This window comes from Aeromonas salmonicida (genome assembly GCF_028355655.1).
In the GTDB taxonomy this organism is placed as follows: Bacteria; Pseudomonadota; Gammaproteobacteria; order Enterobacterales; family Aeromonadaceae; genus Aeromonas; species Aeromonas salmonicida.
The window spans coordinates 4,644,249-4,669,677 of sequence record NZ_CP110645.1 but is presented as its reverse complement, the minus strand read 5'-3'; the positions used below and the strand labels follow the sequence as shown (position 1 = coordinate 4,669,677).

The window sequence follows — 25,429 nt, the reverse complement described above, 5'->3', positions numbered from 1 at the left end:
ATAGGTATTCATGGTTAGCATGACATGCTAATTACTGAATTGTCATTGGCCGCCGGCGATACTTTCCTCTGTGAAAGGCCGGCGGTTTTCTTTATGATCCCCAGCCCTCGCCTGTCGCGAGCCAATGCACCACATCATTCACTTCCGTATCGGGGTCCCCCATGTCCGATCTGCGTCAAGAAGCACTCGATTACCACGCTCAGCCCGTGCCGGGCAAAATTGCCATCGCCCTCACCAAGCCCGCCGAGACAGCCCACGATCTGGCGCTGGCCTACAGCCCGGGTGTGGCCGAGCCGGTGCGCGAGATCGCCGCCAATCCCGATGATGCCTACCGCTACACCGGCAAGGGCAACCTGGTGGCCGTCATCTCCAACGGTACCGCCATACTGGGGCTGGGCAACCTGGGCCCGCTGGCTTCCAAGCCGGTGATGGAGGGCAAGGCCCTTTTGTTCCAGCGCTTTGCCGGCATAGATGCCATCGACATAGAGGTGAAGCACGAGACCAGCCAGCAGTTCATCGACACTGTGGCGGCCATCGCCGACACCTTCGGTGGCATCAATCTGGAAGACATCAAGGCGCCGGAGTGCTTCGAGATCGAAGAGGCGCTGATCGCGCGCTGCGATATTCCCGTGTTCCATGATGACCAGCACGGCACCGCCATCGTTACCGCCGCCGGTCTGCTCAATGCGCTGGAAGTGCAGGGCAAGCGCATCGAACAGAGTCGCATCGTCTGCATGGGGGCGGGGGCTGCGGCCACTGCCTGCATGGATCTGCTGATCAAGTGCGGCGCCGCGCCACACAACATCTTCATGCTCGACCGCCAGGGAGTGATCCACACGGATCGTACCGACCTGAACCGCTACAAGCAGCGTTTTGCCAACGATACGCCGCTACGCACCCTGATGGATGTGATTGAAGGGGCGGATGTGTTTGTCGGTGTGTCCGGTCCGGATGTACTGCCCGCCGAAGCGGTGGCCCTGATGGCCCCCAATCCGGTCATCTTTGCCTGCTCCAACCCGGATCCCGAGATCAAGCCGTCCCTGGCCCACTCGGTGCGTGATGACCTCATCATGGGTACGGGCCGCTCCGATTATCCGAACCAGATCAACAATGTGCTCTGCTTCCCCTTCATCTTCCGCGGCGCGCTGGACGCCCGCGCCAGCCGCATCAACGATGTCATGAAGATAGCCGCGGTCGAGGCGATCCGCGGTCTGGTGAAGGAGCCCGTACCGGCCGAGGTGCTGACCGCCGCAGGGGTGAGCGCGCTGGCCTTCGGCAAGGATTACGTCATTCCCAAGCCGATGGATGCCCGTCTGCTGCCACGGGTGGCCCGTGCCGTGGCACTGGCGGCGGTAACCTCAGGCGTGGCGCGCGTCGCTCTGTCGGCAGACTACATGCTGGAATAAGTCTGCGGCACCATGCCGACCACGACAGAAGGGGCCCCATCATGGGGCCCCTTTTTGTTACGGGAAGCTTGATGCGTCGCTATTTGGTCTTGGGAGCGACCTTGGCGGCCGGTGCCTTGGCATGAGTGGCCTTGTGATGCTTTTTCACCACCTTGGTCTGGGTCGCCTGAGGGGCGGCTGCCTTGGTGGGGGTGGCTGCCATGGTGAAGCCGGAGGTCAGGGCGAAGACAGCGGCCAGGCTCAGGGGGATCAGCTTGTTCATATTCCAGTTCCTCATTCGGGTTGATGACATGGAGCTTTTCTCCATGACTTCATCCTAGGGCTGTTCCGCTGGCGGTTCAGTGAGCGACTGGTGACGGTTTGTATCCAAATGTACAGGCAGCCTGAGGCAGAAGCGGGCGCCGACTGCACTGGGCAGCAACTGCACCTCACCGCCGTGGTGGCGGGCTATGCTGCGCACTATGGCGAGGCCGAGACCGGCGCCGCCGGTACGGCGATCCCGGCTCTGATCCAGCCGCACGAAGGGCTCGAAGATCTGGGGCGCCAGCGCCGGATCTATGCCGGGGCCGTCATCGGTCACCTCCAGCAGATAGTGATCCTGCTGCTGGCTCATGGCGAGGGTCACCCGGCTGGTGGCGTGGCGCAGGGCGTTGCCGATGAGGTTCTCCAGCGCCCGATCCAGCAGGCGGGGATCGCCGCGCCAGGGCAGGGGATGGGTGGGACACACCAAGTCGAGTCGTTTTTCTGGCCGCAGCGCCTGCCAGTCCGGTAGGCGGCTGCCGGCCCAGCTGGCCAGCTCCAGCTCGCCGCATTGCAACGGCAGCTCGGGACGATCCAGCCTGGCGTAGGTGAGCATCTCCTCGATGAGGGCGTCCAGTGCCCCCAGATCGCGCTCCAGCCCCTGTTGTTCTGCTGCCGATGGTTGCGGGTCCAGCATGGCGAGCCGGTAGCGCAGCCTGACCAGCGGGGTGCGCAGCTCGTGGGCGATGGCATCGGTCAGCTGTTTGCGACTGGCCAGCATGGCTTGCAGCTGCTCCGTCATCTGATCGAAGGTGCGTCCCACCCGGCCCAGGCTGCTGCCGGGCGGCAGGCCGGTGCGGCTGGAGAGATCCCCGTCACCAACCCGGCGGGCGGTTTGTTCGAGCCGTTGCAGACCACGCCAGTGCGGGCGCAGCCAGAGCAGGATCGGCAGACCGAGGGAGAGACCTATGGCCAGCAGCAGCCCCACATCGACCCAGTGCAGCTCGTGCAGATAGGAGAGATAGGGCACTGGGCCGACGATCAGCACCTGATCGGTGCCCGGGATGCGCTGCAGGAAGGTGTCATCCCCCTCGACGATGACTATGTTGCCCGCCTCGAGAAAGGCCTGATCCTCCTTGGCCAGCGGCTGGTTGGCGAGGGTGCCGATCTGCAGCGGCAGGGTGAGCTGGCGACTCTGCTCCGCCATGCGCACGGGCCAGCGCTCTGGCGGCAATCGCGCCAGTTCGCCGGTGAGCAGGCCGAGGGAGCCTTGCATCATCCGCTCCAGATAGCGGTCGCCCGCCCGCTCGGCGCTGACCTGATAGACAAGGCCGACCAGCAGTATGGCCAGGGTGAAACAGCCGATCAGCAGCAGGTAGAACTGGATAAACAGACGGCGCATTGGGTGTGCTCTCCCGTGGTCAGTGGCGGATGACCCTATTATTCCCAGGCGTGGGGTACCAGCAGATAACCCTTCTGGCGCACCGTCTTGATGCGGGTCGGATTGTTGCTGTCATCCCCCAGCTTGCGGCGCAGGCGGGAGATGGCCACATCCATGCTGCGATCCTGGCCGTCGTAGTCGCGGCCACGCAGGCTGCGAAACAGCGCCTCCCGTCCCAGGATCTGGCCCGCATGGCAGGCCAGCTCCCACAAGAGGTCGAAGTCGGCGGTGGAGAGGGGGATGCTGTCGCCATCGAGCCGAACGTCCCGGCCCGGCCCGTCGATCCTCAAGCGGCCGAACTGCAGGCGCTGGGGCGGCGTATTGGCCACGGCTGCTTGCGTTGCCTGTCCCTGCTGGCGGAACTGGACCCGCAGCCGGGCCAGCAGCACAGGGGGCGGCGTTGTCTTGAGGATGTAGTCGTTGGCTCCCAGCTCCAGACTCAGGATCTGGTTCATGTCGCTGTCGAGGGAGGTGAGCATGACGATGGGGCCCTTGAAGCGTGGCCGCAGATCCCGGCACAGGGAGAGACCATCCTGCCCAGGCAGCATGATGTCGAGCAGCACCAGGTCTGGTTGCTCGGCTTCGACTCTGGCAAGTGCCATGTCACCTCTGGGCTCCAGCAGCACGTCGATGTCGTGGCGGGCAAGCCAGCTGCTGATGAGCTGGCCTATTTCGGGATCATCTTCAACAAAAAGAATGCGTTGCATTGTGGCGTGACACCCTGGCAGTGGCGCGGATGCGCGCCTGCCAGCATACCGGCTCCCCGCGTGGCATGCACCGGGATAACTAATCAAACAGGGCCCTTGGGCCCTGTTGTCAGGCTGGTCGTGGAGACCCGTCGAATCAGCCTGTCTTGCGCTTCAGGTAGACCCCGGCTTCCATGTGATGGGTCCAGGGGAACTGGTCAAACAGGGCGAAGCGGGCGACTTCGTGGGTCTCGCCCAGCACCGCCATGTTGGCCTGCAGTGTCTCAGGGTTGCAGGAGATGTAGAGGATGTTGTCGTACTCCTGCACCAGTTTGACAGTGGCATCGTCGAGACCGGCGCGGGGCGGATCGACGAAGATGGTGTTGCACTGGTAACTCTTGAGATCGACTCCCTTGAGGCGGTTGAACTCCCGCTCGCCGCGCATCGCCATGGTGAACTCTTCGGCCGACATGCGCAGTATGATCAGATTGTCGACGCCGTTGGCGGCGATGTTGAACTGGGCGGAGTCGACGCTCGGCTTGGCAATCTCGGTGGCCAGCACCTTGCGGAAGTTCTGGGCCAGCGCAATGGAGAAGTTGCCGTTGCCGCAGTAAAGCTCCAGCAAGTCCCCTTCGCTCCCCCTGGTCACATCCAGCGCCCAGCCCAGCATCTGCTCATTGATGGCCGCGTTGGGCTGGGTGAAGCTGTTCTCCACCTGCTTGTAGGTGAGCTGGCGGCCGGCCACGTTGAGTTGCTCGATGACGAAGTCATCGCCCAGACAGATCTTCTGCTTGTGGGCACGGCCAATCAGCCGCAGGTCGAACCCCTGAGCCCGCAGATCGGCTTGCAGCGTCTCGGCGGCCTGCTGCCATTCGGCTTCGAGTTTGCGATGGTAGAGCAGGCTCACGATGATCTGGCCGGATTGGGTCGAGAGGTAATCGATCTGGAACAGCTTACGACGCAGCACAAAGTGCGGGCGCAGCCCTGCCAGCAGCACCGGCATCAGCTGGTTGATCAGAAGACTGGCGGTGGGGAAGTGATCGACCCGGATGATCTCCTTGGTGGCCTGGGCATACATGCAATGGAAGAGGTCATCCCCTTCGTGCCAGATGCGAAATTCGGCGCGCATCCGGTAATGCTCGGCGGGTGAGGCATGCACCTCCAGCGCGGGAGGATTGAAGCCGGCAAACAGCTGGGTGAGTCGCTCGCGCTTTTCGTCGAGCTGGGCCTGATAGTCGGCGGGGGTCCGCAGGGCCTGGGAGTCGGCGCCAGCTTGCTGGATTTGGGTCATGATATACCTCACATGCACACCGGCAGGGCCGGGTCGAAATCGGGGGGAAGGCAGCAGGCCACCCAAAGGGGCCCGATTTTAAAAGCCAGCCGCAGATTGTCCAGTATTTTGTGGTCAAGAAGTGTTCAGTCAGGCCGATACCTGATCTACAGGCATGGTGGGAGGACACATTATGCAAATCGACGGCGTGGGCTCAGCCCAACCCAAGGGAGTGGGCGTTTCGCCCAAGGCACCCCAACAGGCACAAGAGAAGCAGGCCAGCAGCGGGGAAGAAGTCTCCTTGCACCAACCGCCCAAGTGGGCGCAGGTACTGGTACAGCAGGCGTTGCAGTTTGCGCTGGAGATCAATGGTCAGCGCTATCAGGCGCCCAAGGCAAAAGAGCCGGAGGTGGTCACCCCCGAGACCCTGTTCGACTTCCAGTCGGTGGCCGACAATGTGTTGCAGTTCATCACAGGACGGCTTGGCGCCGCCCGTGCGGACGGCAAGTCCGATGATGACCTGACCGAAATGATGGAGCAGGCCCGCAAGGGCGTGGACATGGGATTTGGTGCCGCCAGGGAGCAGCTGGGTGACTGGGCCACCGAGAACGAAGACATCAAGACCGGCATCGATCAGAGCTACAAGCTGATCCAGGACGGGCTTGAGGAGTTCGAGAAAGAGTTCTTTGGCAAGGTCTCCACCACCGAGATGGGAGCGGCCGAGATGGCCAGCCGTCAGCAGGGATACCTGGAGATCCAGACCAAGGATGGGGACAAGGTGGTACTGCGCTTCAACGACAGCTGGCAGGTCAAATCCGAGAACAGCGAGAGCGGCAGTCAGTTCAGCCTCAAGTCGAGCCAGAGTTTCAGTTTCTCGCTGGAGGGGGATCTCAGCAGCGACGAGATGGATTCCATCGGCAAGCTGATCAAGGGAATCGACGATCTGGCGGGAAACTTCTTCTCCGGCAATTTCGAGGACCTGTTGAAGAAGGCGGGCGAGCTGAAGCTGGATGACAGCCAGCTGGCCTCCTACTCCCTCAAGCTCAAGCAGAGCGTCAAGCTGAGCCAGACCTACCAGGGGGCCAGCTCCCTGCAGGATCTCCTCAAGCCGCTGGCGGATTACCTGCCCAAGCTGAATCAGGTACAGCAACAGGCGGATACCCTGCTGCCGGAATCGCAACAACAGGCACTGACCCCTGCGGTGCTGGCGGCCCGTGGCCAGACCGAACCGGCTCAGGTGAACAGCTTTACCAGCTTCAACCAGCGGATGCTGGAGGCGCTGCGAATGATAGGCCAGTTCCAGCCTGCGACCGAGCCCGCCAGCAAGAGCGTCTGAGCCGCCATCGCCCGGTTCAAGCCATAAGCTGCCGTTTGCCAGCTCCTCCGGGGGCTGGCAAACTGGCTCTTTTCCCAATCCGGTCAGCCCATGAACCCGAATCCCAAGAAGCCCAGAGACAAGCGCGAGCTCTGCTACCCCTTCATCTTCGAAACCCAGCTCCAGTGTGATTACGAGATAGCCACCGACGAGCTCTGCTGTCAGGTGGGGGCCGTACTCGCCCAGTTGCCACTGGCAGAGGGAACCTGGGAGGTGGGGGCCGACCTGGGGGCCCTGCAGCGACTCATCTACAACCTCAACGGTTCGGTACGGGGCAAGCTCGGTATTTTTGAAGAGGATCTGGCGTGGTTGAAAACGCGGTATGACCACTACAACGAGGCGAGCCGCGGTCGGGTCACTGGTTTTGTCTTGCCTCGTGGCCCGCAGCCCATCCCCACCCTGCACCTATGCCGCTGCGGCAGCAAGAAGGTGGTTCGCCTGCTGGTGCGCCTCGAAGAGAGCGGCGTCCGCTTCGATCCCATCCTCTATCGCTTCGCCAACCTGCTGGCCAACTTCTTCTTCGTGCTGACCGTCTTCCTCAAGCAGTTGTGGCAGGTGGAAGAAGTGCCCTACGTCAGCATCAATTACTGACCAAGTGGCTGAAAAGGCTTTTATTTTTTGGGAAGATCAAAGACGATCCAGCCATGCCATTGCAATCTGGATGGCGCCGATAGCGGAGCGGGGGAAGTCATGACGACGATTCATCTCAGTGGCAGTTCATTCTTGATGCCGGGCAATCTGGCCTGGCGGTCGCTGGCTGCCCACGGCAAGGTGCAGGTCGCGCCCCATGGGCAGTGGCTGCAAACCCTGATGAATCCATCTGAAGCGGTTGCCCCCCAGACTCACATCATCATCTGGCTGTGGGAAGATCTGGTGCCGGCACAGACGCTGGTAGCGTGGAGCGGTTTGGCACAAGAGGCGCAACAGCTGGCTGTGGCCGCCTTCGTCGCATCACTCTGTCAGCCCCTGCAACAGCGTTTGCAGCGTCGGCCGCAGGATCATCTGCTGGTCGGGGTCTGCAGTCGTTCCCCTGTCTCCGTATTTGGCGCGGCGCCCTCAGCGCTTGCCTGTCTGGCCCATGAATGTGAGCGTCAGCTTGTCCATTTGCGGCAGCAGCATCCCGGCCTGGATGATCTGCATTTGCCACTCTGGTTGCAACAGCAGGGTCACCACCACTGTTTCGACAGCCGCAATCACTATCTGATGTCCTGCCCCTTCTCCATGGCCGGGTTGGCCAGTCTGGCGCAGTGGATTGCCCCCTTGCTGCAGCGGCTGCACAGGCCGGCTCACAAGGTGCTGGTGCTCGATTGCGACAATACCCTCTGGGGTGGCGTGGTCGGCGAAGATGGCGTGGGTGGCGTCCTGCTGGGGCAGGATGGGGTGGGTCGCCTCTATCAGGCCTTCCAGCAGGCGGCCATTTACTGGCATGGGCAGGGCGTCATATTGGCGCTCTGCTCCAAGAATCTGGCCGACGATGTGTGGCGGCTGTTCGATCAGCACCAGGGCATGGTGCTTGAGCGCCGGCACATAGCCGCGGCCGAGATTGGCTGGGAGTCCAAGTCCGCCGGCCTGCGGCGTTTGGCTGCGCGGCTCAATGTGGGGCTGGACAGCCTGGTGTTCTGGGATGACAGCGAGCTGGAGCGTGCCGAGGTGCGTGCCAATTGCCCCGAGGTCACCGTCATCACGCCCCCCGCCGAGATCTGGGGTTGGCCCGATGCGCTGATGACGCTCGCCGAGCTGCAAAGCCGCCACCAGAGCCGGGATGACGGCTTGCGCCAAGGCTCCTATCAGGCACAGGCAGAGGCGAATGCAGTGCGCCAGCAACTGGGCGACGAACAGGCCTTCTTGCAACAGTTGGGGCTGCGGGCGAGCTGGCAGCCGCTCTCCCAAAGCAACCAGCTGCGGGCCGAGCAGCTGAGCCAGAAGACCAACCAGTTCAATCTCTCCGCCCGGCGTTATCAGGCGGGTGAACTGGCACAGCTTGCCAGTACGCAGGGCGAGGTCTGGCTGGCCTCGTTGCAGGACAAGTTTGCCGATCACGGCATGACGGCCCTGTTGGTGCTACGCACCCTCAATGAGGAAGCCGTGCTGCTCGATACCCTGGCCATCAGCTGTCGGGTGCTGGGGCGAGGCTTCGAACACTGGCTGCTGGCACAAGTGGCTGCCCGGCTGATGGCAAAAGGCGTTGACCAACTGGTGATAAGTCTGGTGCCCACGGATCGCAACCAGCCGGCGCGGGATTTTCTGGCGACCCTGCCGACCCGGCCGATAACCACTCCAGCGGGATTGACGCCGCTGGCGGACGAGATGTTCCTCTGCCTGGATCTCCCCTCTCTTTCTCTCCCGTTTCTGGAGTTTTATGCCAATGAATGACCTCATCGCGCTGGTTCGCCAGCAATTTCCCCAGGCCAGCATCAACGAGCAGGCCGCCCTCGGTCTCGGCAGCTTTCCCGAGTGGGACTCTCTGGGACACTTCAATCTGCTGCTGCTCATCGAGCAGCACTTTGCCGTGCGGTTCGAACCGCAGGAGCTGGCCGAGCTGAAGAGCCTGGCCGATATCAGACAGGCTCTGCTGCGCAAAGGGGTTGCCGAGTGAAACAGGCCATCGAACAGGCGCTGAGCGAACTGGGGATCCCCAAGGGGAGCGCCCTCATGGTGCACTCGGATGCCATGGTCGTGGCCCAGTTTTCCGGTATGGGCAATGCCCAGGGGATAGCCACCTTCTGGATGCACCTGGAGCAGTGGCTGGCGGGGGATCTGCTGGTGCCGACCTTCACCTACAGCCCAATGGCGGGCGAGTGCTTCGATCCGGCCCTCACTCCGAGCAAGGTGGGGCTGATGACGGAGGTGTTCCGGCAGCGTGAAGGCGTTGTGCGTACTCTGGATCCCATCTTCAGCGTGGCCATCAGCGGCCCCCACGGGGCCGAGCTGGTGGCCCGTGAGTGTCACGACTGCTTCGGTCAGGAGAGCCCGTTTGGCTGGCTGGCGGAGCAGGATGGCTGGTTGCTGGGATTGGGCTGTCACCCGGACCGGATCACCTTTACCCACTATGTGGAACAACGGCTGGCCGTGCCCTATCGCTATCACAAATTATTCGAGGGGCAGGTGTGTGTCGCCGGCGCCTTGCGCGACTGGCAAGCCGACTACTATGTGCGGGATCTGGCGCTGGCCAGCGAAATCGACCTCTCTCGGCTGGTGGCCCTGTTGCAGGAGAGGTGCGCCTGGCATCAGACCCTGTGCCAGCGGGTACCGGTCTGGGCCGTGTCCTGTCGCGATTTCATCCTGGCCGCCAGTGAACTGGTGGTGACGGCGCCATTTGCCCTGATCCGTGCAGGAGGGGAATCCCATGCAGTTTGACCATGTAGGTCTGGTAGTGCCGGATCTCGCCAGCGGTGAGGCCTATTGCCGGGAGGTGTTGGGGCTGACTCGCTTCTCGGTGGCGGTGGAAGATCCGTTGCAGAAGGTATGGGTGCAGTTCGTGCACGATGAGGGCGGACTTTGCTATGAGCTGGTGGCGCCGGCGACAGAAGATAGTCCTGTGACCCAGGTGCTCAAGACCCGGCGCAACGTCATCAATCATCTGGCCTATCGGGTGCCCTGCCTCGCTGAGAGTGCCGCCAGACTGCGGGATCAGCGTCACCTTCCCCTTGGTCCCAGCCAGCCGGCCATCGCCTTTGGCGGTGCCCTCGTCCAGTTTTTCCTGAGCCCCCTTGGCCATATAGTCGAATTGATCGAGGAGCCCGCATGACCTCTCCGCACAATACTGGCTACCTCCCTGTGGACTGGGACGATCAGGGGCAGATCGGCGAGCAGTTGCATCGCTTGCTGACCCTGCTGTTCCCCCTCAACCGCAGTCTGACCGGTGATGGCGTGCGCCAGACTCTGGCCCTGATCCGCCAGCACTGCCTGCCTGATCTGCAGATCCGGGAGGTGGCCAGCGGCACCGAATGTTTCGACTGGACAGTGCCCGATGAGTGGAACGTACAGCAGGCCTACATAGTGGGGCCGGACGGTCGCAAGGTGGTGGATTTCAAGGATCACAACCTGCATCTGGTGGGCTACTCGGAGCCGGTGCGCTGCACCCTTTCCCTGGCCGAACTGCAGCCTCATCTGCACTCCTTGCCCGACATGCCGGATGCCATCCCTTATGTCACCTCCTACTACAAGCGTCGCTGGGGCTTCTGCCTGCCGCACAAGGTGCGCGAGGCGCTGCCGGAGGGGGATTATGAGGTGGTGATCGACGCCAGCTTGGCGCCAGGCTCGCTCACCTATGGCGAGTGGGTGCTGCCGGGAGAGAGCGAGCAGGAGGTACTGCTGTCCAGCTACACCTGTCACCCCTCCATGGCCAACAACGAGCTGTCAGGCCCCTGTGTTGGTGTCTTCCTGATGGCCTGGCTCGCCTCCTTGCCAAAGCGCCGTTACAGCTATCGATTGATGCTGGTGCCCGAAACCCTGGGGGCCATCGTCTATCTCTCCCGCCATCTGGACCACCTCAAGCGGCACACCCTGGCCGGTTTCAACCTGACCTGCCTGGGAGATGAGCGCAGCTACTCCTTCCTGCCCTCACGCCAGGGCAACACGCTGGCCGATCGCATCGGCCGTCATGTGCTGGGCCACCTGGCGCCGGGTTACAAGGCTTACAGCTTCCTGGAGCGAGGCTCCAACGAGCGCCAGCTGTGCGCCCCCGGCATCGATCTGCCGGTCACTACTCTGATGCGCAGCAAATATGGCTGCTATGCCGAATACCACACTTCGCTGGATGATCTCTCGCTGGTAACCCCTGCCGGTCTGGCGGGCGGTTTCCTGGCGCTGCGTCGGGCCATCGAGTGTCTGGAACTGGATGAGCGTTGCGAGGTGACAGTGCTGGGAGAGCCCCAGCTCGGCAAGCGGGGTCTCTATCCGGATCTGTCGACTCGCTATTCCGGTTGGCAGGTGAGGGAGATGATGAATCTGCTGGCCTACAGCGATGGCCAGCTGACCCTGTTCGAGATCGCCGAGACCATCAAGGTGCCTTTCTGGCGGGTGGCGCCACTGGCCAGCATGCTGCTGGAGGCAGGGCTGTTGCGTCGTCTCAGCCCTGTACCGGATTACTCGATCACCAGATAGGCCGGCCCCGGGTTGTGCGGGGTGCGGCGGATGGCGTAGCGATCCAGCCCCAGCACCTCCTTGAGGGCCAGGGTTTCCCCCGGAAAGGCGGGCCAGTTCAGCTCATCGAATGCCAGCACGGCTCCCCTGGTGAGGTGCGGCTTGATGAGCTCGAGGCAGCGACGGGTCGGTTCGTAGAGATCAAAGTCAAAATAGGCCAGCGCTATCATGGTCTCCGGCTGACGGGCCAGATAGGCGGGCAGCGTCTCGGTCACATCCCCCTTCACCAGTTCGTGCTTGACGATATGGCCCAGCGGGCTTTCTGCTTCATGGGCGGCGAGCAGTTGTGCCAGATGTTGCTCATAGTCGGGTGTGACGCCGTAGGCGCCCGGCTGGATGGCCGCATCCGATCCATCCTGCGGTGCGTGGGAGGGGAAGCCGCTGAAGGTATCAAATCCCACCAGCTTGCGATTGTAGTTGTAGGGCTCATACATGCCGCGAAACGAGGAGAAGAGCGCCAGGTTCTGACCCCAGCGGGTACCGAAATCCATGATGACGCCGTGTACCGGAATGATCTTCTGGTAGAGCTCATGCATGAACAGAATGCGGGAGAGCGACTGGCGCTTGAGGTAGAGGCCCAGATTGTTCTGCAGCTCGGCCGGGGGCAGCGGGCTGGCGCGCAATAGCTCGCTGAACGTCTGGCGACGAGACAGCTCCTCGTCGGAGGCATTGGAAATAGCCTTGATCATGAAACATCTCCTGCTGTGGTGGGGGCGGAAGGGGTTGTCAGGGTATGCACCAGCTCATATTCGAGGTAATCGGCCAGCCCGAGCCAGTCTTGCCGCTCCTGGCTGCGGAGCAGGGCGGCTATCAGCTCGGGAGGCAAGGAGCCTCGTTCTGTGAGAGCCTCTTGTAGCAAAACTGGCAGAGTCTGGCTCGCCGCGACCGACTGCCCCAGCCGGAACTGGTGTGCCAGCGCCCTGATGCGGGTTGTCAGGCTATCACTCATGACAGGTACTCCGGGTGGTAGCTGCAGCCCGCTATCTCGGCCCCTTCCCGGCTGCTGTTCCAGAAATGCACCTCGGGATGGCGCGCTATGTATCGCTCAAGTTCGGTGCGATAGGCGGAGAAGTTCGGGTTGGTCTTGACCCGGCGACCGTGCCCGTCGAGGGTCCAGCTGAGTGCCTGGCTGGCAGTGGGGCCGAGTGCGCCATCCGCCCATCCGGAGTGGGTTAGCTCGCCGGGGAAGGCAAAATCCGTTCCCAGCAGAATGACCTGCTGGCAGCCCATCTGCACGGCGAGGTCGACGGCGGGATGGATCACGCTGCCGCCCGAGTGCAGGGTTCCCTTGGGGATCTCCTGCCTCAGCGCCTGGTACATGGGACTGCGGGAGTAGGCTGCCTTGCGCGGCCCCTGCCAGGCCAGCAGCGCGGCCGTCGGCACAGTGGGGTAGTAAACCAGGGTAATCTGGGCCGATTGGTCGGCGGGCAACCGGCTGCCGTGGATGGCATCATCTATGGTGACCACTATGTCTGGCCGGATGCCGTGGCGCAGCAAAAAAGCGAGCGCTGTGTCGACGCTGATCAGCAGATAGTCCTGACGCCGGGTCTGCAGCTGGGCCTGCAAGATGGCCAGATTGGTTTGCAGGGTCGGGCCGCTGGCGACGATCAGGGCATGTTTGCCTCGTGCCAGCCCAAACAGGCTGGTCACGTTGCCATCGCTTGTCAGCAGCTCGCGGTTTTCGGCAAGCCGGCGGGTGACATCTGGGTGTTCGGCATCGAACCTGGCGCTGGCAAACGGCAGGTCTATCTCGCTCACCAGCCGGTCCCGGATACGGGCGGCGGCGTCTTCCACCAGTTGCAACTCGGGCGGCAGGGCGAAGAAGGGCAGACGGATCTCGCTCTCGTCCCCCGCCATCATCAGTTCTACCCTGGGGTCAGCCAGCCAATCCTGCTGATCCAGCAGCCGCAGCACCAGGGCAAACAGGGCGCCATTCATGATCTTCACTTCCAGCCGCTTTAGGCCGGTGCGGCCCAGCAGGGCGCGCGGCAGATCGCCGAGCCCTGTGCCGTAGAGGTGCAGTACGGCCACCTCGGGCAGGCTGGCCGCCTGCAGCTCGGCCTCTTTCACCCTGTCATGACGACTGGTGAGCTGTATGCCGTCGATGCTGAGGGTCGAGCCCAGCCCTTCGGTCAGCTCGGCCTGGATGCTCTCCACGTCCTGCGCCAGCAGACGGGGCCAGAGGGCGGGCCAGCGCTGGCGGATAAGCCTGCCGTGCTGGGTGAACAGTTCATCACTCATCTTTGTCTATCCACTCCCAGCTCAGCGGCTGATTGGCTGCCATGTCGCGACTGACCCGCTTGCCGATGAGTCGATCGTAATCGGCGGGAGGCAGGCCGAGGGCAGGGCGCACCGATTTGATGTGATCTGCGGTGAGCGCCTCTCCGGCCGCAATATCTTTGACCAGATAGAGGGAGCGGCGAAAGGCGCGGTTGCCTTGCTCGCTCTGGGTGAGCTGGTAGTCGGCCACCCCGAGTGCCGCATGGGCGGTGTTGACCGAGGCAATGAGCTCGGTGAGTTCGGAAGGCTCCATGGAGAAGGCGCAATCCGGACCGCCGTCGGCGCGGGCCAGGGTGAAGTGTTTCTCGATGAGGGTCGCCCCGAGCGCGGTGGCGGCGATGGCGGTCGCCGATCCCAGAGTGTGATCCGAGAGCCCGACCTCGACGCCAAAGCGCTGGCGCAGCATGGGGATGGTGCGCAGGTTGTATTCGGCCGCGGGCGCCGGATAGCCGCTGACGCAGTGCAGCAGCGCCAGCTGGCCGCTGCCATGCTTGAGCGCCATCTCGACGGCTGCGGCGATCTCGGCCTCGTTGGCCATGCCGGTGGACATGATGAGCGGCTTGCCGGTCTGGGCGGCGTAGCGGATCAGGGGCAGGTCCACCAGCTCGAAGGAGGCAATCTTGTAGGCCGGGCAGTCGAGGGATTCCAGCAGATCCACCGCGCTGAAATCGAACGGACTACTGAACACCGTCAGCCCCAGCTCGCGCCCCTTGGCAAACAGGGCCTGATGCCATTCCCACGGCGTGTGCGCCCACTCATAGAGGTCATACAGGCTGTGACCATCCCACAGGCCGCCGTGGATCTGGAACTCGGACCGATCGCTTCTGAGGGTAATAGTGTCGGGTCTGTAGGTCTGCAGTTTGACCGCACTGGCTCCGGCTGCCTTGGCGGCGGTCATGATGGCCAGCGCGCGTTCCAGGTTGCCGTTGTGGTTGGCCGAGAGTTCGGCGATCACATAGGGCGCCTGCGCTGGGCCTATGGATTGATGAGCGATCTGCATCTGTGGTCAGGCTCCTGTGCCAAGTTGCCAGCCTTGCGGCGCCGGCTGCCAGGGGGCAGGGGGCGCTATCTTGGGTGGCTCGGCAAGATAGAGGGGAAATTGGGAGAAAATGCTTTGCAAGCTATGTGCCAGCTCTTGCCACTCCTGTGCCAGAAGTGGTTGCCAGGCTTGCCATACCAGCTGCGGGCCGCACAGGGTCAGGGTGAGCAGATGCTTGTCATCCTGCTGGAACCGCCACTGCTGGCCGTCAGGTATCAGTTGATAATCGGCTTGGGGCAGCAGCCAGGCGGTGAGACGATCCAGCCCCAGGCCATCCACCTGTTGCTGGCCGCGCTGGCGATAGTCATCAGCCTGTCGCTCCAGCCGCTGCAAGGCCTGCATGAGCCGCGCCGGCTCGGCCAGCTCGCCCAGTGTCAGCCGTTCGGCAAGCTGGAAGCGGGCTATCACTTCGTCGTTGAACTGCTGGTTGTCGACTATGGGCACTGCCAGGGTCGGCAGACCGAGGCAGGCTCGCTCCCAGGTCATGCCGCCGGCGGCGCCGATGGTGAAGTCGTGCTGATTCATCAACTGCGCCATCTGATCGCTCTGGCGCAGCAGCGCGATCTTGAGCTCGGACAGCTCGGCCACCCTCTGCTCCAGCTCGGGCCAGAAGGGGTTGGCGCCGCCTGCCACCAGGGTCCACTGGATCGTTCGCGCCCACGGCAAGCGGGCCAGACTGTTGAGGGTGGTGAGGCAGGCGCCGGCCGGGTCGGCGCCGCCGAAGCAGATGAGCCCTCGCTGCCACTGGCTGGTTTGTTGACGTGCCAGTTGGCGATAGGCGGGCCGCAGCAGTGCATAGTCGGTGCCAAGCAATAGTCGGCAATCGGCCGGGATCAGCGGTTGGTAATCGGCGGCTGTGCGCAGTGGTCCCTGATCCAGCAGCAACTGGCAGTGGTGCGGGCGATCTGCCAGATCGTCGATCACCAGCAAGCGGCCACAGTGGACCGCCAGTTTTTGTTCGACCACGTGGTCAATTTGGTAGTGATCGAACACCAGCCAATCGGGCTGCAAGCCAGGCAGCGGGCCGGCGTCGTCCAGCATGGCCAGAGGGTGGTGGTGATGGGCCTGCAGCAGCGGCAGCAGATGCGCGGGCAAGTCGTGGCAGAGGAAGTGACACTCGGCCCCCGCCGCCCGCAACCGATCGGCGATAGCCAGGCAGCGCATCAGGTGGCCCAGCCCGATTTCGGCTCCGGCATCGAGCCGGAAGGCGACGTTAAACGCCATCCTGGCTCAGCACCCGATAGAGCAGTTCGGCCAGGTGCCAGTCTTCCGGCGTATCTATGTCGACCACCCTGTGTCTTGGCAGAATATGGCCGATCCCTTCCCCGCCCACCGGGCTGATACCCCCCAGCCAGGCTGCGCGGCTGCCCCAGTAGAACTGGCCGGCATCCTGGTAGGCGGATTCCAGATCCTGAGAGCGTTTCGCCATCTGCCCCGGCCAGAAGGGGCTGACTCTGCCTTGTGCGTCCATGCGCACCGCCCGCTGGATGGGGAAGCCGAATTCGGCCACCGTGTAGACGAAGGGGGCCTGGCTGGCGAGCAGGCGATCGTGGGCTGCGCTGAGATCGCTGGCCTGAATGAGAGGCACAGTGGCATAGATGCAGCAGTAGTGCTCTGCCTGGATGTCGAGCTGGTCGAGTTGCCGGATGGCATCGATCACCACCGGGGTGGTGCCGGTATGATCGTCGGCCAGGCTGGCGGGGCGCAGGAAGGGCACCTCGGCGCCGAGTTGGCAGGCCAGGTCGGCGATCTCCTCATCATCGGTGGAGACCACAATTCGGCTGAAGCAGCCTGCTGCCCTGGCCGCTTGAATGGCGTAGGCGAGCATGGGCTGGCCGCAGAAGGGGCGGATATTCTTGCGGGGAATGCGCTTGCTGCCGCCCCGGGCCGGAATGATGGCGATGGCCATGGTGCTCTCTCCCTGAGGGACGGGATCTGGCATCCCCGTCCGGATAATTGCTGACAACTCTTTGATTATTTTTGAGATTATACCGAGTTTTCATCTTATATTATTGAGCTTTGCTACGGAATCGCCCTGCTATGGTCGATAACATGGGCAAGTGATGGGAAGTGGGTGGTATTGAGCATGAGTTATGGTGTCGAGCTGCGCCCGGTTCAGCCGTGGGACTTGCCCACACTGAGGCGCTGGCGCAATCAGGATGAGGTACGGCTGCAGATGGTCGAACAGGCGCTCATCTCCCCCCGCCAGCAGCGGCAGTGGTTTGTCAGCAGCCGTGAGCGGCCGGATCAGCAACACTGGGTGCTCTGGTGTCGGGGTCAGCGGGCAGGCTACGTCAATCTGAAGGGGGAAGCGCGGCGGCCGTTGCAGGGGCAGCCGGTGGCTGACGCCGGCCTCTATCTGGGCACCTCCAGCGTGCGCCATCCCATGCTGGCCGTTGCCGCCGCCCTGTCCCAGCTCGATCAGGGTTTCGATACCTTCGAGCTCGGCTGCATCCGCACCCTGGTGCGCGCGGGTAACGGCGCCGCCCTGCGCCTGAACGAGCAGCTGGGTTATCGCCAACATGGGCAGGAGGGCGACTTTCTCGCCCTTGAACTGCAACCCGCCGATTATTATGCCGCCCGTGAACGGCTACGGAGATTTTTCAGATGACTACAGCGTTGGAACAGGTTTTTGCCGATGCCCTCGGCATAGACGTCGGCACCGTCAGCGACGGGCTGGCTTACAACAGCATTCCCCAGTGGGACTCCGTCGCCCACATGGGCCTGATCGCCCAGCTGGAGGATTGCTACGGCGTCCTGCTCGATACCGATGACATCATCGACATGAGCTCGGTTGCCAAGGCGCGGGAGATCCTCGCCAAATACGGGGTCGCCCTCTGATGCAGGGGCTGCTGCAGGGCAAGCGGGCGCTGATCACGGGTGCCGGGCGCGGCATTGGCCTTGCCATCGCCCGCCAGTTTGCCGCGCAGGGGGCCGAGTTGTGGCTGGGGGGCCGCGATGAAGCTGCCATGAGCCAGCTGGCGGCCGCCCTCGGCGCCGAGTTCGGTGTCCCCTGCCAGCCGCTCTGTTTCGATGTGGCCGAGCCGCAGGCGGTCAAGCAGGCCTTTCAGCAGCTGTTTGCCCGGACCCGTCAGCTGGATGTGCTGGTCAACAATGCCGGGATACTGGAAGAGGGACTGCTCGGCATGGTCAATCAGGCGCAGCTGGAGCAGACCTTCAGCCACAATACTTTCAGCGTTGTCTATTGCAGCCAGTACGCCGCCCGCCTGATGCAGCGCAGCGGTGGCGGCAGCATCATCAATCTCGCTTCCCTGATGGGACGGGTGGGCGCCGCCGGGCTCAGCAGCTATGCCGGCAGCAAGGCGGCAGTGATCGGCATCACCCAGTCGCTGGCCAAGGAGCTGGCAGCCAGCCAGATCCGGGTCAACGCCATCGCCCCCGGCTTCATCGATACCGAGATGGCGCGTGCCATCCCTGACCAGAAGTTCGCCGAACGTCTCGCCAGCATCGCCATGGGGCGGATCGGCACGCCGGACGAGGTGGCCAAGGTAGCGCTGTTCCTCGCCTCCGACCTGTCGAGTTACGTGACCGGTCAGGTCATAGGCGTGGATGGAGGCATGTTGGTCTGATGAAGCAACTTCATCCTCTACTCGCTCATCTGCATGAGGATAACCCGGCGCCGGCCTGGCGGGATCCGCTGGATGGCTGGTTCTCCTACGGCGAGCTGACGCAACGGGTGACACAAGTGGCGGCGACTTACCCGAGTGAGCGCAGCCTCGTCTATCTGCCCTTCTTCACCCGCACTTCCCATCTACTGCATTATTTGGCCGCCCTCAGGCTGGGGCATGCGGTGATGCTGGCGGATCCCGCTCTCCCTTCGAACCAGCACGATGCCAGCTGCCAGCAGTTCGCAGTGACCTGCCGGGTAAATGAAGAAGGGGAGTTGATCCGTCTCAGGGATACCAGCCCACTGTTGCACCCCGAGCTGGCGGTGTTGTTGCCGACCTCGGGCAGCACGGGCAGTGCCAAGTGGGTGCGCCTCTCGGGCCGCAATCTGGCGGCCAACGCGGCCTCCATCGCCGACTATCTGGCGCTGACGACGACTGAACGAGCCATCACCAGCCTGCCGCTGTTCTACTCCTACGGTTTGTCGGTACTCAACAGTCATCTGCTGGTGGGGGCCTCCCTGGTACAACACGAGGGGAGCGTGCTGGATCGCAGCTTCTGGCAGCAGGTCGAGCAGCACGGCGTGAGCAGTTTTGCCGGCGTGCCCTTTACCTATCAGATGCTGGCAAGACTGCGTTTTGACTGGGCCCGTTATCCCTCCCTGCAGACCCTGACCCAGGCAGGTGGACGGCTCGAACCCGCGCTGGCGCAGCAGTTTGCCGAGCAGGCTCTGCTGCTGGGGCGCCGTTTCTTCGTCATGTATGGCCAGACAGAGGCGACGGCGCGCATGGCCTGGCTGGCAGCGCACGAGGTGGTCACTCATCCGGATGCCATCGGCCGCGCCATTCCCGGCGGCCACTTCTCCCTGCGCGAGCTGGAGGGGGGCAAACCCGGGGAGGGGGAGCTGGTCTATCGCGGTGACAACGTCATGCTGGGCTATGCCAGTGCTGCCGAGGATCTGGCGCAGGGCGCCCAACTGCAGGAGCTTGCCACCGGCGATCTGGCTCGCAGTGACGAGGCGGGCCGCTACTACATCTGCGGCCGTCTCAGCCGTTTTCTCAAGCTGTTTGGCAAGCGTATCAGTCTGGCGGAGGTCGAGAGCCAGCTTCATCGCTGGGGCTGGTCGGGTGCGTGCGGTGGGCGTGATGACTGCCTGCTGGTGGTCGTCGAACCCCATGGCGAACTGACGGCCGACGGCTTGCAGCGCGAGCTGGCGCAGTGGCTGCAGGCGCCGCCACGGGCGGTGCGGGTGATGCAGGTGGCACAGCTGCCGCGCACCGCCAACCACAAGATTGACTATGCCGCCCTGACCAGACTGGCGGAGGAGGCGTGATGGAAAGCTTGCTGGCCGCCCCCATCTTCGACCTGCCCCAGACCGCCAAACAGGCGCTGTTGCTGGCGCGGCTCAATGCCCTGACCCGTCACCATGTCGAGCACTGCGCCCCTTATGCCAATGTGCTGCATGCCTTCGGCTGGACGGCAGAGGCTGCCGATTATGGCGAGCTGCCCTATCTGGCGGCCCGGCTGTTCAAGCTGGCCCAGTGGCAGAGCGTGCCCGAGGCCGAGGTGTTCAAGGTGCTCACCTCGTCGGGCACCACGGGGGCGCCATCACGGATAGTGCTGGATCGGGAGACCGCAGCTTTGCAGAGCAAGGTGCTGGTGAAGATACTGCAGGAGTTTGTCGGCAAGCAGCGTCTGCCCATGTTGCTGGTGGAGCAGCCCGCCCTCATCCAGAACCGCAACGGCTTTTCGGCGCGCGGCGCAGGCGCCCTGGGGCTCTCCTTCCTCGGCCGTGACCACACCTATGCCCTCGACGAGCAGATGCGGCCCAACTGGCCGGTGATAGAGGCGTTTTGTGACAAATACGCCGGTCAGCCTGTGTTGCTGTTCGGCTTTACCTTCATGGTCTGGCAATGCCTGCTGGAGCCCCTGCGCGAGCGCGGACTGCACCTGCCCTTTGAGCAGGGTATTTTGTTTCACAGCGGTGGTTGGAAGAAGCTGCAGCATCTGGCGGTGGACAATCCCGCCTTCAAGGCGCGCTGCCGCGAGCAGTTTGGGCTGGGTCGGGTACACAACTTCTATGGCATGGTGGAGCAGGTGGGATCCATCTTCGTCGAGTGCGAGCAGGGGCATCTGCATGCCCCCGTGTTTGCCGATCTGCAGGTGCGCGATCCGCTCACCCATCAGCCACTCGGGGTCGGTCAGCCCGGTTTGTTGCAGGTGCTCTCCGCCATTCCCGGCAGTTATCCGGGCCACAGCCTGCTGACCGAGGATCTCGGCGTGCTGCTGGGGGAGGATGACTGCCCCTGTGGCCGCCATGGCCGTTATTTTCAGGTATCAGGGCGCCAGCAAGGCGCCGAGGTGAGGGGATGCAGCGACACCTTCCAGTGACGCCGCCGCAGGCGGCAGAGGGGTTTTGGTTGACGGGGCCCGACGTCAGCTTCGTGGCACCGGCTGCCAGCTGGCAGACCTTCTGCCCGCAGCCGCTACCCTGTTTTGCTCCCGTCATCTGCGACTTCGTGGCGGCCCTGTCGGCACGTCTGCAACAGGAGGGACGGCGTCATCCCGATCTGGCTGCGTTCGGCTTCTGGCTGCGGCCGCGCCAGCTGGCCAGAGAGCGGCAACGGCTGCAGGGGCGGGGGCCGGTGGGGGTCACGTTTCACCTGGTGCCCTCCAATGTACCGACCGTGGCCTTCTACTCCTGGCTGATGGCCCTGCTGATGGGCAATCCCTGCGTGGTGCGGCTGTCATCGCGCCGCGATCCGGTGCAGGATGCCATGTTGGCCATACTGAACGACCTCTTCAGCCGGGTTGAGTGGCAGGGGATCGCCATGCGCACCCGCTTCATTCGCTATGGCCACGACGAAGGCACCACAGGCTGGTTGTCGGCCAGCTGCCGGCTGCGCATCATCTGGGGCGGCGACGAGACCATCCGCCAGGTGCGGGCCATTCCTCTCTCCCCAAGTGCACAGGAAGTGGTATTTCCGGATCGCCGCTCCATGGCGGTGCTCGACAGCCACTGGCTGGCCGGGCTGGATGCTGTGGGCTGGCAACAGACACTGGGGGCCCTGCAGCAGGACTGTACCCGTTTCAATCAGCAGGCTTGCGCCTCCCCCACCACCCTCTGCTGGCTGGGCGAGCCCGACGAAGCGTTGCGCCGCCGTCTGCTGGTGGCCCTGTTCGCTCCCTTTGCCGAGGATCCCGCTCTGGTGATGGAGCGGCTCATCCACAGTCAACAAAATGCCGCCCTGGACGGTGAGATGCAGCTGAGCACATTCCCGGGTGTCACCTTATTGACTCCGGCCGCCTCCCTGCGGCTCGCACACGTCGGAGGAGGTACAGTCGCCGAGTTTGTGGCCGATAGCCTGAATGAGCTGCTGTTGCAGCCGTGGGATATGCAGACCTGTGTCTGGGTCGGTGTACACAAGGCACAGCTTGAGGATGCCTTGCCGAATGCGCCCACCTGCCGCATAGACAGGGTGGTGGCGCCGGGACAGGCGCTGGCATTCGAGTGGCACTGGGATGGCATCGACATGCTGCAAGTTTGCAGCCGTGGCCTCGCCCAGCATGAATAATCGGGTGTGGCTCACATAAATCCCGCAGCTTCAATGGATTAGCTTGGTCAGGCATATCTCTTGCAGTAAAACCTGACAGAGAGGGGGGAAGGGTTGACAGGGACCGTGCGGTAGCCTTGCCCATTTTCTCCCATCCGCTTCTTTTCTACTCATCTTCTCTTGGATTTCCCTATGAAAGTCAGCGTATTGGTGCCTGTCTACAATCTGGCGCGCTTCATCGAACCCTGCCTGCTCAGCCTGCTCGAGCAGCAAACGGATTTCGAGTTTGAGGTGATCGCCATCGATGACGGCTCGAGTGATGACTCCTGGGCTATCTTGCAGCGGCTGGCGTGGCAGTGGCCGACACTGCGCATTCTGCAGAACGAACAGAACATGGGGCTGGCCAAGACCCAGAAGCGGCTGCTTGCAGAGGCAAGGGGTAACTATCTCGCCTATGTGGATGGGGATGATCTGGCCCTGCCGGGCAAGCTGCAGCGCCAAGCCGAGTATCTGGATGCACACCCGGGTTGCACCCTCTGCTACCACGAAGCCGAGATGTTCGATGATGAGACAGGGGCACGGATCAAGCTGTTTACCCATGACTACTACAACAGCCGGCATCTCGAACCCGTGATGACGCGAGAGGCCTTGATCCGCTTCGGGGTATTCGTCAATGCCAGCTCCATCATGTTTCGGCGCTATGAGGGGATGGAAAATGCCATCGACGAGGGGTGCAAGATCATCCTCGATTACCCCTGGCATATTCTGAATCTCTCTCTCAACCCGGGAACCCTCGACTTTATCCCCGAGCTGCTGGGGCGCTATCGCTTCCACACCCAGAGCTTTGGCGGGCAGACCCGCAAATCGGCCGAGCGTCGTGAGCAGTCGCTGCGCGACCTGCTGCGGGCTTGTGACAATGCCGGTGACTTTGGGGCTGATCCTGTGACTATTGCCCAAGGGCGTGCCCATCACTACTACTCTGCCGCGCTCTATTTCTTGCGGCAGGGAGACTACGCCCGTTTTCTCAACCTGCTTGAGCAGTCGGTGAGCGAGGTGACCACGCTGGCACCGGGCTGGTTTTTCGACAAGCGGCATCAGCTGGCGTGGGAGGGGCGCACCAATCCGGCCGGCGTCGTGCAACAACTGTTTGGAGATGCAGCGTGAGTTATCAGGCGATTGTCATCGGAGCCGGGCTGTCCGGCTCCGTCATGGCGGAGCGAATGGCCAGCCAGCTTGGCTGGAAGGTGCTGTTGCTGGAACAGCGCGACCACATAGGTGGCAACTGCTTCGATGAGTATGACGAGCATGGGGTGCTGATCCATCGCTATGGACCGCACCTATTTCATACCGACAAGCGGGAAGTTTGGGATTACCTGTCGCAGTTTACCGCCTGGCGGCCTTACGAGCATCGTGTGCTGTCACGGATCGATGGTCAGTTGGTGCCCATCCCGTTCAACCTGACCAGCATAGAGCGTTGCTTCCCGGCCGAGAAGGCTACGGCAATGATTGCGGCCCTGCGCAGTCGATTTGGTGACGGGGCCAGGGTGCCCATCATGGCACTGCGGCAGGAAGCTGAGCCCCTGCTGGCTGAGCTTGCCCAGTTCATCTATGAGCGTGCCTTCGTCAACTACACCAGCAAACAGTGGGGTGTATCACCAGAGCAGGTCTCGCCCGAGGTCACTGCGCGAGTGCCGGTTGTCGTCAATCGTGATGACCGTTACTTCATCGATCCCTGGCAGGCGGTGCCCGAGCAGGGTTACACCGCCATGTTCGAGCGCATGTTGGCGAACCCCTTGATTGAGGTCAGGCTATCCACCCCCATGGGAGCCCATGTTTGTCTGGATTGGCAACAGAAACGGATTCTGCTGGATGGCGTGCCATTTGCCGGACCGATGGTCTATACCGGCATGCTGGATCAGCTGATGCCGGAGGGTCACTATGATCTGCCTTATCGCTCGCTGCGCTTTGAGCACTGTCATCTGCCGCAAGCTCAATTTCAGCCGGTGACCACGGTCAATTACCCGAATGAAGAGGCCTATACCCGCATCACCGAATTCAAGCATCTGACCGGGCAGCAACATCCCGGCACCAGCATCGTTTATGAATATCCCTGTGCCTATGTGCCAGAGCAGGGGCTGGAGCCTTACTACCCGCTGTTTACCGACGTGGCTAAACAGAATTATCAGGCCTGCCGCAATGAATTGGCCCAGTTCCCGCAGCTGATAGCCCTGGGTCGCCTTGCCGAATATCGTTACTTTGATATGGATGATGCGGTGGACAATGCTTTGCAGCAGTTTGACAGTCTGCCCAAACGACAACTTGTCGGCACAGTGAGCGGGCAATGAGCACGCCAACCCTGACGGCTTTAATGACCACCTACAATACCGCACCTTATGTACGGGCGACGATAGATTCGGTATTGGCACAAAGCTTTACTGATTTTGAGCTGGTTATTGTTGATGACGGGTCCAGCGATGAGACGGTTGAAGTGATCCGTGGCTATCAGGATTCAAGGATCAGGCTCTATTGTCGCGAAGAAAATAAAGGGGTTGGCTATTCGTTGCAGGAGGCATTGCAGTATGTCCGTTCACCTTATGTCATTAAGGTTGATTCTGACGATCTCAGTCATCAGGAACGCTTTGCCAGACAGCTCGATGCTTTACAGGCAGACCCGGGCTTGGCGTTGGTGAAATGTTACATAGAGGCGTTTGCAGAATCAGATGATGCCGATACCGCAGAGCGACTGGCAACCCGGCAACGTGATTACGCTGCAGCCAACCTAATTGATACAGAGAGTCTGATTTCACAACATCTGCCGCGTTGGCTCTGCGTCGAGCACACCAGTTATTGTGCCCGCACTGATGCTATCCGGGCGGTTGGCTATCCGGATCAGCGACTGTGTGAGGATTATTCGCTGTTTTATCGGTTAAACGAACAGGGCTACCGGATTGGTTGTGTAAAGGAGACTCTGGTCAAAGTTCGGGTGAACCGACAATCCGTCACTGCTCAGGTAAGCCATGAACGGCTATTGTCATGGTTTACCTATTTGTTCAACTTTAAACAAGCAAGAATTATGCAGCTGATAGGCGATGCTGAAGGGGTCGCTATCTATGGTAGTGGCGGCTTGGCTCGTTTGATGTATCAAATTTTCAGGCAGAACAACATTGCGGTACTCAACTTTATTGAGCAATCGGAAAAACAGCCTGTTCATATCAATGGCCTTGATATTGCGGTGCAGGCGCTAAATAACTGCCTGCAGCAGAAGATTGTGATCGCAGCGCAACCTGTCAGGCTGGAAATGGTGGAGCAACTGACCAATTTAGGTCTGACTGAGTGGCGCGATTTTATGGTGATTGCTTAGCACAA

The 25,429-nt window shown here is 62.2% G+C and carries 27 protein-coding genes; 17 read left to right on the top strand and 10 right to left on the bottom strand.

Going from position 1 to position 25,429, the window contains the following annotated elements; translation table 11 throughout:
* Positions 1-161: 161 nt before the first annotated feature.
* Positions 162-1,406: a malic enzyme-like NAD(P)-binding protein gene (locus ONZ54_RS21755; RefSeq protein WP_271787142.1), complete on the top strand. Its 1,245-nt coding sequence runs from the start codon at positions 162-164 to the stop codon at positions 1,404-1,406.
* A 79-nt stretch (positions 1,407-1,485) separates the two neighbouring features.
* Here the strand turns inward: ONZ54_RS21755 and ONZ54_RS21750 are convergent, their stop codons facing one another.
* The 4 genes from ONZ54_RS21750 to trmA all read right to left on the bottom strand — a co-directional run bounded on the left by ONZ54_RS21750 (position 1,486) and on the right by trmA (position 5,064).
* Positions 1,486-1,668: a hypothetical protein gene (locus ONZ54_RS21750; RefSeq protein WP_166541505.1), complete on the bottom strand. Its 183-nt coding sequence runs from the start codon at positions 1,666-1,668 to the stop codon at positions 1,486-1,488.
* A gap of 54 nt (positions 1,669-1,722) precedes the next feature.
* Positions 1,723-3,048 carry a two-component system sensor histidine kinase RstB gene (rstB, locus tag ONZ54_RS21745; protein WP_271787141.1) on the bottom strand — a complete coding sequence of 442 codons (1,326 nt, stop codon included), beginning with the start codon at positions 3,046-3,048 and terminating at the stop codon, positions 1,723-1,725.
* A gap of 38 nt (positions 3,049-3,086) precedes the next feature.
* Positions 3,087-3,794, bottom strand: coding sequence for a two-component system response regulator RstA (gene rstA, locus ONZ54_RS21740; protein ID WP_271787140.1), 708 nt, complete (start codon positions 3,792-3,794; stop codon positions 3,087-3,089).
* Positions 3,795-3,930: 136 nt separating this feature from the next.
* Positions 3,931-5,064: a tRNA (uridine(54)-C5)-methyltransferase TrmA gene (trmA, locus tag ONZ54_RS21735; protein WP_096118972.1), complete on the bottom strand. Its 1,134-nt coding sequence runs from the start codon at positions 5,062-5,064 to the stop codon at positions 3,931-3,933.
* A gap of 172 nt (positions 5,065-5,236) precedes the next feature.
* On the opposite strand from trmA, the gene ONZ54_RS21730 reads away from it, so the two are divergent.
* The 7 genes from ONZ54_RS21730 (at position 5,237) to ONZ54_RS21700 (ending at position 11,524) form a co-directional block, all read left to right on the top strand.
* A complete protein-coding gene (locus ONZ54_RS21730) occupies positions 5,237-6,379 on the top strand; it encodes a DUF5610 domain-containing protein (RefSeq protein ID WP_059111892.1) in 1,143 nt (380 codons plus the stop codon).
* Positions 6,380-6,469: 90 nt separating this feature from the next.
* Positions 6,470-7,009, top strand: a complete 540-nt coding sequence (locus ONZ54_RS21725) for an ATP--cob(I)alamin adenosyltransferase (protein ID WP_271787139.1) — start codon at positions 6,470-6,472, stop codon at positions 7,007-7,009.
* Between the two features lie 99 nt (positions 7,010-7,108).
* Complete coding sequence (locus ONZ54_RS21720; protein ID WP_271787138.1) at positions 7,109-8,791, top strand: HAD-IIIC family phosphatase; 1,683 nt, start codon at positions 7,109-7,111, stop codon at positions 8,789-8,791.
* The gene (locus ONZ54_RS21715; RefSeq protein ID WP_043142890.1) at positions 8,784-9,014 is read left to right on the top strand and encodes an acyl carrier protein; all 231 of its coding nucleotides are present in this window, start codon (positions 8,784-8,786) and stop codon (positions 9,012-9,014) included. The genes ONZ54_RS21720 and ONZ54_RS21715 overlap by 8 nt, the downstream gene beginning before the upstream one ends.
* Positions 9,011-9,775 (top strand): AAC(3) family N-acetyltransferase, encoded by a 765-nt coding sequence (locus ONZ54_RS21710; protein WP_271787137.1) that lies wholly within the window; start codon positions 9,011-9,013, stop codon positions 9,773-9,775. Before ONZ54_RS21715 ends, ONZ54_RS21710 begins: the two co-directional genes overlap by 4 nt.
* The gene (locus tag ONZ54_RS21705) at positions 9,765-10,166 is read left to right on the top strand and encodes a VOC family protein (RefSeq protein WP_271787136.1); all 402 of its coding nucleotides are present in this window, start codon (positions 9,765-9,767) and stop codon (positions 10,164-10,166) included. The genes ONZ54_RS21710 and ONZ54_RS21705 overlap by 11 nt, the downstream gene beginning before the upstream one ends.
* Positions 10,163-11,524: a DUF4910 domain-containing protein gene (locus tag ONZ54_RS21700; protein WP_271787135.1), complete on the top strand. Its 1,362-nt coding sequence runs from the start codon at positions 10,163-10,165 to the stop codon at positions 11,522-11,524. Before ONZ54_RS21705 ends, ONZ54_RS21700 begins: the two co-directional genes overlap by 4 nt.
* Here the strand turns inward: ONZ54_RS21700 and ONZ54_RS21695 are convergent.
* From ONZ54_RS21695 to pseF, 6 genes are read right to left on the bottom strand one after another with little or no spacing between them, the layout of a single operon-like run.
* Positions 11,506-12,252 carry a class I SAM-dependent methyltransferase gene (locus tag ONZ54_RS21695; RefSeq protein WP_271787134.1) on the bottom strand — a complete coding sequence of 249 codons (747 nt, stop codon included), beginning with the start codon at positions 12,250-12,252 and terminating at the stop codon, positions 11,506-11,508. The two genes, ONZ54_RS21700 and ONZ54_RS21695, sit on opposite strands and share 19 nt — an antisense overlap.
* The gene (locus ONZ54_RS21690; protein WP_271787133.1) at positions 12,249-12,512 is read right to left on the bottom strand and encodes a hypothetical protein; all 264 of its coding nucleotides are present in this window, start codon (positions 12,510-12,512) and stop codon (positions 12,249-12,251) included. The genes ONZ54_RS21695 and ONZ54_RS21690 overlap by 4 nt, the downstream gene beginning before the upstream one ends.
* Positions 12,509-13,804, bottom strand: a complete 1,296-nt coding sequence (locus ONZ54_RS21685; RefSeq protein WP_271787132.1) for a motility associated factor glycosyltransferase family protein — start codon at positions 13,802-13,804, stop codon at positions 12,509-12,511. Before ONZ54_RS21685 ends, ONZ54_RS21690 begins: the two co-directional genes overlap by 4 nt.
* Positions 13,797-14,843, bottom strand: a complete 1,047-nt coding sequence (gene pseI / locus ONZ54_RS21680) for a pseudaminic acid synthase (protein ID WP_271787131.1) — start codon at positions 14,841-14,843, stop codon at positions 13,797-13,799. The genes ONZ54_RS21685 and pseI overlap by 8 nt, the downstream gene beginning before the upstream one ends.
* Before the next feature lie 6 nt (positions 14,844-14,849).
* Positions 14,850-16,106 (bottom strand): UDP-2,4-diacetamido-2,4,6-trideoxy-beta-L-altropyranose hydrolase, encoded by a 1,257-nt coding sequence (gene pseG / locus ONZ54_RS21675; RefSeq protein ID WP_271787130.1) that lies wholly within the window; start codon positions 16,104-16,106, stop codon positions 14,850-14,852.
* A complete protein-coding gene (gene pseF / locus ONZ54_RS21670; RefSeq protein WP_271788316.1) occupies positions 16,096-16,791 on the bottom strand; it encodes a pseudaminic acid cytidylyltransferase in 696 nt (231 codons plus the stop codon). Before pseF ends, pseG begins: the two co-directional genes overlap by 11 nt.
* A 165-nt stretch (positions 16,792-16,956) precedes the next feature.
* Here pseF and ONZ54_RS21665 point away from each other — a divergent pair, with 165 nt between their 5' ends.
* The 9 genes from ONZ54_RS21665 (at position 16,957) to ONZ54_RS21625 (ending at position 25,424) form a co-directional block, all read left to right on the top strand.
* Positions 16,957-17,493: a GNAT family N-acetyltransferase gene (locus ONZ54_RS21665; RefSeq protein ID WP_271787129.1), complete on the top strand. Its 537-nt coding sequence runs from the start codon at positions 16,957-16,959 to the stop codon at positions 17,491-17,493.
* Positions 17,490-17,723, top strand: coding sequence for an acyl carrier protein (locus ONZ54_RS21660; RefSeq protein WP_005318271.1), 234 nt, complete (start codon positions 17,490-17,492; stop codon positions 17,721-17,723). Before ONZ54_RS21665 ends, ONZ54_RS21660 begins: the two co-directional genes overlap by 4 nt.
* The gene (locus ONZ54_RS21655) at positions 17,723-18,472 is read left to right on the top strand and encodes an SDR family NAD(P)-dependent oxidoreductase (RefSeq protein WP_271787128.1); all 750 of its coding nucleotides are present in this window, start codon (positions 17,723-17,725) and stop codon (positions 18,470-18,472) included. Before ONZ54_RS21660 ends, ONZ54_RS21655 begins: the two co-directional genes overlap by 1 nt.
* Positions 18,472-19,842, top strand: coding sequence for an AMP-binding protein (locus tag ONZ54_RS21650; RefSeq protein WP_271787127.1), 1,371 nt, complete (start codon positions 18,472-18,474; stop codon positions 19,840-19,842). The genes ONZ54_RS21655 and ONZ54_RS21650 overlap by 1 nt, the downstream gene beginning before the upstream one ends.
* Complete coding sequence (locus ONZ54_RS21645) at positions 19,842-20,900, top strand: LuxE/PaaK family acyltransferase (RefSeq protein WP_271787126.1); 1,059 nt, start codon at positions 19,842-19,844, stop codon at positions 20,898-20,900. Before ONZ54_RS21650 ends, ONZ54_RS21645 begins: the two co-directional genes overlap by 1 nt.
* Positions 20,879-22,084: an acyl-CoA reductase gene (locus ONZ54_RS21640; RefSeq protein WP_271787125.1), complete on the top strand. Its 1,206-nt coding sequence runs from the start codon at positions 20,879-20,881 to the stop codon at positions 22,082-22,084. The genes ONZ54_RS21645 and ONZ54_RS21640 overlap by 22 nt, the downstream gene beginning before the upstream one ends.
* A gap of 171 nt (positions 22,085-22,255) precedes the next feature.
* Positions 22,256-23,227: a glycosyltransferase family 2 protein gene (locus ONZ54_RS21635; protein ID WP_271787124.1), complete on the top strand. Its 972-nt coding sequence runs from the start codon at positions 22,256-22,258 to the stop codon at positions 23,225-23,227.
* On the top strand, positions 23,224-24,408 hold the full coding sequence (gene glf / locus ONZ54_RS21630) for a UDP-galactopyranose mutase (RefSeq protein ID WP_271787123.1): 1,185 nt from the start codon (positions 23,224-23,226) through the stop codon (positions 24,406-24,408). The genes ONZ54_RS21635 and glf overlap by 4 nt, the downstream gene beginning before the upstream one ends.
* Positions 24,405-25,424, top strand: a complete 1,020-nt coding sequence (locus tag ONZ54_RS21625; RefSeq protein ID WP_271787122.1) for a glycosyltransferase family 2 protein — start codon at positions 24,405-24,407, stop codon at positions 25,422-25,424. The genes glf and ONZ54_RS21625 overlap by 4 nt, the downstream gene beginning before the upstream one ends.
* The last annotated feature ends 5 nt before the right edge of the window (positions 25,425-25,429 follow it).

Excerpts from the sequence above, each read along its gene's own strand:
- ONZ54_RS21685 (WP_271787132.1), bottom strand. The coding sequence starts at position 13,804 with ATGAGTGATGAACTGTTCACCCAGCACGGCAGGCTTATCCGCCAGCGC.
- ONZ54_RS21695 (WP_271787134.1), bottom strand. The coding sequence starts at position 12,252 with ATGATCAAGGCTATTTCCAATGCCTCCGACGAGGAGCTGTCTCGTCGC.
- ONZ54_RS21655 (WP_271787128.1), top strand. The coding sequence starts at position 17,723 with ATGCAGGGGCTGCTGCAGGGCAAGCGGGCGCTGATCACGGGTGCCGGG.
- trmA (WP_096118972.1), bottom strand. The coding sequence starts at position 5,064 with ATGACCCAAATCCAGCAAGCTGGCGCCGACTCCCAGGCCCTGCGGACC.
- ONZ54_RS21650 (WP_271787127.1), top strand. The coding sequence starts at position 18,472 with ATGAAGCAACTTCATCCTCTACTCGCTCATCTGCATGAGGATAACCCG.
- ONZ54_RS21660 (WP_005318271.1), top strand. The coding sequence starts at position 17,490 with ATGACTACAGCGTTGGAACAGGTTTTTGCCGATGCCCTCGGCATAGAC.
- ONZ54_RS21755 (WP_271787142.1), top strand. The coding sequence starts at position 162 with ATGTCCGATCTGCGTCAAGAAGCACTCGATTACCACGCTCAGCCCGTG.
- ONZ54_RS21750 (WP_166541505.1), bottom strand. The coding sequence starts at position 1,668 with ATGAACAAGCTGATCCCCCTGAGCCTGGCCGCTGTCTTCGCCCTGACC.
- ONZ54_RS21725 (WP_271787139.1), top strand. The coding sequence starts at position 6,470 with ATGAACCCGAATCCCAAGAAGCCCAGAGACAAGCGCGAGCTCTGCTAC.
- ONZ54_RS21700 (WP_271787135.1), top strand. The coding sequence starts at position 10,163 with ATGACCTCTCCGCACAATACTGGCTACCTCCCTGTGGACTGGGACGAT.
- rstA (WP_271787140.1), bottom strand. The coding sequence starts at position 3,794 with ATGCAACGCATTCTTTTTGTTGAAGATGATCCCGAAATAGGCCAGCTC.
- pseG (WP_271787130.1), bottom strand. The coding sequence starts at position 16,106 with ATGGCGTTTAACGTCGCCTTCCGGCTCGATGCCGGAGCCGAAATCGGG.
- ONZ54_RS21645 (WP_271787126.1), top strand. The coding sequence starts at position 19,842 with ATGGAAAGCTTGCTGGCCGCCCCCATCTTCGACCTGCCCCAGACCGCC.
- ONZ54_RS21635 (WP_271787124.1), top strand. The coding sequence starts at position 22,256 with ATGAAAGTCAGCGTATTGGTGCCTGTCTACAATCTGGCGCGCTTCATC.
- ONZ54_RS21730 (WP_059111892.1), top strand. The coding sequence starts at position 5,237 with ATGCAAATCGACGGCGTGGGCTCAGCCCAACCCAAGGGAGTGGGCGTT.
- ONZ54_RS21715 (WP_043142890.1), top strand. The coding sequence starts at position 8,784 with ATGAATGACCTCATCGCGCTGGTTCGCCAGCAATTTCCCCAGGCCAGC.
- ONZ54_RS21640 (WP_271787125.1), top strand. The coding sequence starts at position 20,879 with ATGCAGCGACACCTTCCAGTGACGCCGCCGCAGGCGGCAGAGGGGTTT.
- ONZ54_RS21625 (WP_271787122.1), top strand. The coding sequence starts at position 24,405 with ATGAGCACGCCAACCCTGACGGCTTTAATGACCACCTACAATACCGCA.
- ONZ54_RS21690 (WP_271787133.1), bottom strand. The coding sequence starts at position 12,512 with ATGAGTGATAGCCTGACAACCCGCATCAGGGCGCTGGCACACCAGTTC.
- pseF (WP_271788316.1), bottom strand. The coding sequence starts at position 16,791 with ATGGCCATCGCCATCATTCCGGCCCGGGGCGGCAGCAAGCGCATTCCC.
- rstB (WP_271787141.1), bottom strand. The coding sequence starts at position 3,048 with ATGCGCCGTCTGTTTATCCAGTTCTACCTGCTGCTGATCGGCTGTTTC.
- ONZ54_RS21720 (WP_271787138.1), top strand. The coding sequence starts at position 7,109 with ATGACGACGATTCATCTCAGTGGCAGTTCATTCTTGATGCCGGGCAAT.
- pseI (WP_271787131.1), bottom strand. The coding sequence starts at position 14,843 with ATGCAGATCGCTCATCAATCCATAGGCCCAGCGCAGGCGCCCTATGTG.
- ONZ54_RS21705 (WP_271787136.1), top strand. The coding sequence starts at position 9,765 with ATGCAGTTTGACCATGTAGGTCTGGTAGTGCCGGATCTCGCCAGCGGT.